The organism is Methylobacterium sp. E-046, assembly GCF_022829625.1.
Taxonomy (GTDB): domain Bacteria; phylum Pseudomonadota; class Alphaproteobacteria; order Rhizobiales; family Beijerinckiaceae; genus Methylobacterium; species Methylobacterium longum.
On sequence record NZ_JAKSYP010000171.1, the window covers coordinates 1 to 3,865 of the forward strand.

General features: G+C 64.2%; 6 protein-coding genes. 5 read left to right on the top strand and 1 reads right to left on the bottom strand.

Annotated features, from left to right (window positions below):
- Nucleotides 1-448 precede the first annotated feature (448 nt).
- On the bottom strand, nucleotides 449-1,264 hold the full coding sequence (locus tag MKK82_RS15745) for a hypothetical protein (protein ID WP_243986242.1): 816 nt from the start codon (nucleotides 1,262-1,264) through the stop codon (nucleotides 449-451).
- Between the two features lie 298 nt (nucleotides 1,265-1,562).
- On the opposite strand from MKK82_RS15745, the gene MKK82_RS15750 reads away from it, so the two are divergent.
- From MKK82_RS15750 to MKK82_RS15765, 5 genes are all read left to right on the top strand, one after another.
- Nucleotides 1,563-1,772: a hypothetical protein gene (locus MKK82_RS15750; protein WP_243986243.1), complete on the top strand. Its 210-nt coding sequence runs from the start codon at nucleotides 1,563-1,565 to the stop codon at nucleotides 1,770-1,772.
- A 246-nt stretch (nucleotides 1,773-2,018) separates the two neighbouring features.
- A complete protein-coding gene (locus MKK82_RS15755) occupies nucleotides 2,019-2,282 on the top strand; it encodes a hypothetical protein (protein ID WP_243986244.1) in 264 nt (87 codons plus the stop codon).
- Nucleotides 2,283-2,388: 106 nt separating this feature from the next.
- A complete protein-coding gene (locus MKK82_RS33950; protein ID WP_279603053.1) occupies nucleotides 2,389-2,520 on the top strand; it encodes a hypothetical protein in 132 nt (43 codons plus the stop codon).
- 120 nt (nucleotides 2,521-2,640) lie between these two features.
- A complete protein-coding gene (locus MKK82_RS15760; protein WP_243986245.1) occupies nucleotides 2,641-2,895 on the top strand; it encodes a hypothetical protein in 255 nt (84 codons plus the stop codon).
- A 111-nt stretch (nucleotides 2,896-3,006) separates the two neighbouring features.
- Nucleotides 3,007-3,690: a hypothetical protein gene (locus MKK82_RS15765; RefSeq protein WP_243986246.1), complete on the top strand. Its 684-nt coding sequence runs from the start codon at nucleotides 3,007-3,009 to the stop codon at nucleotides 3,688-3,690.
- The last annotated feature ends 175 nt before the right edge of the window (nucleotides 3,691-3,865 follow it).

The window sequence follows — 3,865 nt, forward strand, 5'->3', positions numbered from 1 at the left end:
AAAAGCAGATGCAGGTTGTGGCTGAGCAGATGCTACCGACGCCGGCCGCTGGGTGAACGTCGTGGAAGTCCAGTCGCCATGAGGGACAAGCCAAGTTGCGGCCGCGGCTAACAGCGTGAGGGTCGAAAAGCAGGAGATCGAAATCGTAACCAGCGATGATAGCGAGGTACCGGGCCTCACGACCGCGAGGGGCCGGGCCACGCCAACGGGCTTTAGGTCACCCACATAGATGGGATTACGCTGTAACATCCTCTTAGAACTGGATTTTGCGAGAGACAGTTCAAGGCCGTGACGGGTTGAAAGTAGTCGCAGTCGAACACGGTTAAAATCATGCTGGCGCACAGCGAAGACTCGGAGGCTTCAGGTAGCCTGAGGCGATGCGCATGGCGCCGGCCGACGAAGTCCGTTCACTTCGCGCACGTTCGTCATACCGTCCGGCTTCAGACCCTCACCGCATAGCTCGGCCCGCGCCACCACCCGCGAGAATTCTCGTTTGGCCTGATCGGTCGAGGTCGCCCGCTGCCTCCCGGCAGCCTCTCTTCAGCTCCGTATCCACAACCTGCCTCTGTGGATCTCCCCTATCCGTGGGGCGAACCGTTTTGCACCCTATGCCTGCCGAAGGTGGGGTCATCACGGCCCTGCCTTTTCCCCCGGTCTGCGCCTTAGCGTCGAAAGCGACACCGTGTCGCTTTTTGCCTCCCCGCCGGAGCCATTGCAGCCATTCCCGCGAGATGATCCGGACCACGTTCGGATCCGACTTCCTGCCCTGGTGACGTCGCTCCTGGATGGTCAGCAGCCCGTCGCCCTCGGCCAGCCGGATCGCCGCCTGCGCCAACCGGCGACACACGCCCGCCCGCGCCGCGATGGCGTCGATGCACAGCCCGCAGGCGCCGTTGCGAGCCATCTCGTCGCCGACGATGCGCAGCACCGCGAGCTGCCCGGTGGTGAACCGGCTGGCGAGGACTGGAGGCATCGGACCAGAGCAAGCCAGCCGGCGGCGGCGCTCGATCGCCGCGGATCGCTCAGGAGCACGCTGGAGGCGCTTGGGCGGGAACAGCGTCACACGGCCGAGCGGGATGCCCGCGGGCGCCGCGGCCTCTCTAATTGCGCTCCTGCGGGCATGCAGCGCCTCGGCCAAGCCCTGCGCCTCTGAGTCGGTGACGGTCTCGGCGGCGTGGGCCTGCCAGATGGTGCGCGACAGGTCGTCGAGCTGCGCGAGTGTCCGCGCGCCTTCGATCGCCGACCGCATGGTGGCGTGAAACATCGGTCCCGGTCCCTCTCGGGCCGCGGCTAGGGTCCAGGCAAAGCCTTCCCGTTGACGGAAACAGGTTCCGTCTTGACTCCCGGTAGGGAGCTATGGCTTGTGGGGAGTTGCATGACTGGCCCCACAAGGCCCCAGGTTTTCAGCAGCCTCTTCCTTGCCGGGAAGGGGCTGTTGGCTTTTCAGGGTCTATCTCGCGGCGAACTCTCCTGAATGGCGGCCACGACTCGCCAAGGCGGGTGCAGCCGGAACGGTCCATGTCGGCTGGGCGGCACGGTTAAGTCAACGTTGGGGGCAGCTCGTGACGGAGCTTGAGCGAGTTCAGGACGAGATCGACGCGCTACTGGGAACTGTACGAGGCGGTTGGTCGGACATCGTGACAAAGCCCCTCACCAAGGAGGCACGGGCCCGCGAGCGCGAGAACATCGCGCGCTACGAGGCCGAGCTTTTTGATCTGCTGACGATGCGCGACGTGTTGCGCGCAGCCGAACGAGCGGCCGACGCAGATTGATCCTGTAGCAGCAGCTGCAGCGCCGTCCGTATCTGCGCGACGGCTTTGGGATCACCCCTGCCACTGGGCGGTTCCCTCCTCGTGCGCCCACTCAGAGCGCAGGAGGAAAACTGACCATGGCAGACATCCGCTCACACGATCCGCTCGGACGATCTGACGGCCGCCCAAGCTCCAGCCAGAATGGCGGCTCATCCGGTAGGCCGGGTGGCACAGCTAAGTCAACGTCAGGAATTGATTAGCTCGCCTATGACTGCCGGACTAGCGATCGTCGCCGACCTACGCAGGGCCGGCCGCATCAGCAGCCAGGAAATCGTCGCGGCGATCGATGCCTACATGCGGGATCCGGCCGCAGGTCGTCATCGCTTCCCGAGCGGCCATACCCTCGACATCGCGACCATCGTAGAGGCGACGCCTTCCCTGAAGCGGGAGGAGCGGGCTGGGCCGCAAGAGAAGACGCTCCGGAACGGATTGGCCACCGCCATCATGGCGGCGCATCCGACCAAGCCTTGAACCTCAGCTAAGCCGAGGGCCCTCGGCACGCTCTCGCCGAAGGTCACTTCCGCACACCAGTGGCGCGATCCGCTTCAGGACGGTTGTCGAGTAGGAGGAGCCCTCGATGCAGTGGTTCTGGTTGTTTGCGGTGATGGCTGTTGTTGGAGCCGGGGCGCTCGTATTCGGGACGGGGCTGATCAAGATTAGCGGAGTGACCCAGCCCGCGAACTGGCCCGCGAAGGAAATACCCGGCTGAGCAGCCGGCAAAGGCTCGCTGTTGCGGGCTGAGCGCGCGAGTTCGGAGGCGGTGCCAAGCTCACTGCAGCGACGCTCTTCGGCGTCTGGTGCGGCCGAGCTTGCTGGCGTATCAGCCCGCATGGCCAAGCGCACGAAGCAACTGCCTCAGGATCGAGGCTTCGTTCTGTTCGACGTCATGTTCGAGGACGGCAGCCGCGCCTCGAACCGGCGCGTGCCTATGGAGATCCTGGGCGGCTTGGACGGTGACCAGCCAGCCCGCGACCTCATCGAGCAGCAGGAGGCCGAGATCGCTCAGAAGGCCGGTCGACCGCCACGGGCGATCCAAAGCCTGACACGAGCCGCTAAGCCGGAGCCAAAGCTCGCTCGGGAGTAGCAGGGCGCACCCGATCGTTGAGCGCTGAACCGTCAGGCTGGGGAGGGAACTGTCGATGGCCCTCGCTTGTCTGTACCTACGTACTGAATTAGACGGGTAGGATCAGCTCATTTGCTCCGCTTTCTCTCGATCTTTTCGGCAGTAGGAGCAGTCGCGCTGATGCTCGGCGAGCCCGCTTCCGCAGGGTCTACCATCGCGGTTGCAACGATCACAGCAGGGCGGCTCTACGTCCTCGGGACGACCGAGCGTCCACACACGCCCGTGATCCTCGATGATCAGTTCCGCACGGAGTCGGATGATTGGGGCGGCTTCCAGTACGATCTGGTCTACCATCCCGCGCCCTGCATCGTCTCCGCGACGATCGAGGGCAAAGCCTACAAGGCGGTCGTCAGCGACTGCAGCCAGCGAGGCTTTCCCGGACCGGCGCAAGGTTCGGGAGCGGCGGCAGCCGCGCGCCCTGAACCGGCTCTAGGCCAGCCGGCAGAAGTAAGAGTGCCGGCCGAAGTGCCCCAGCCGCCAGGAGCTAATCTGTCTACCAACGTCACTCTCCCAGCAGGAGAGGTGCGCACAAACCAGTTGCCGTCAAATTCGTCGGCAATAAACGAGAATGCTTCTCGAATGAAAGATGAAATGAGAGGTGCGAGCCCGATCTTAAATCCGCCGCTGCCGCCAGAACGACCGAGATTGCAGGTTGATACTCAGGTAAGATCATCCCACGCCGCCGAAACAACAAAGAATGCCAAGCCTGTGCGTCGCAGTGATCCGCGCAATGTTGAAGGGTGGCTCGGTAACTGATGGCTCCGCGCGTTAGAGTCTCCGCAGCGTTGCCCGCACCTGCGCGACGCACGGTGGCTCAGGGCAGTCGAGCAAGGCGCTGATCGCCTCATGGCAAGCGAGCCAGCGCCGGGCGAGCCGCAGCAGGTCATCACCGGCTGCTTGCGACCCATTGCAGGCCTTGGGAATGTCTGCT

Bases quoted from the DNA above. Each gene is read 5' to 3' on its own strand.
- MKK82_RS33950 (WP_279603053.1), top strand. From the start codon at position 2,389: ATGCAGTGGTTCTGGTTGTTTGCGGTGATGGCTGTTGTTGGAGCCGGG.
- MKK82_RS15760 (WP_243986245.1), top strand. From the start codon at position 2,641: ATGGCCAAGCGCACGAAGCAACTGCCTCAGGATCGAGGCTTCGTTCTG.
- MKK82_RS15755 (WP_243986244.1), top strand. From the start codon at position 2,019: ATGACTGCCGGACTAGCGATCGTCGCCGACCTACGCAGGGCCGGCCGC.
- MKK82_RS15745 (WP_243986242.1), bottom strand. From the start codon at position 1,264: ATGTTTCACGCCACCATGCGGTCGGCGATCGAAGGCGCGCGGACACTC.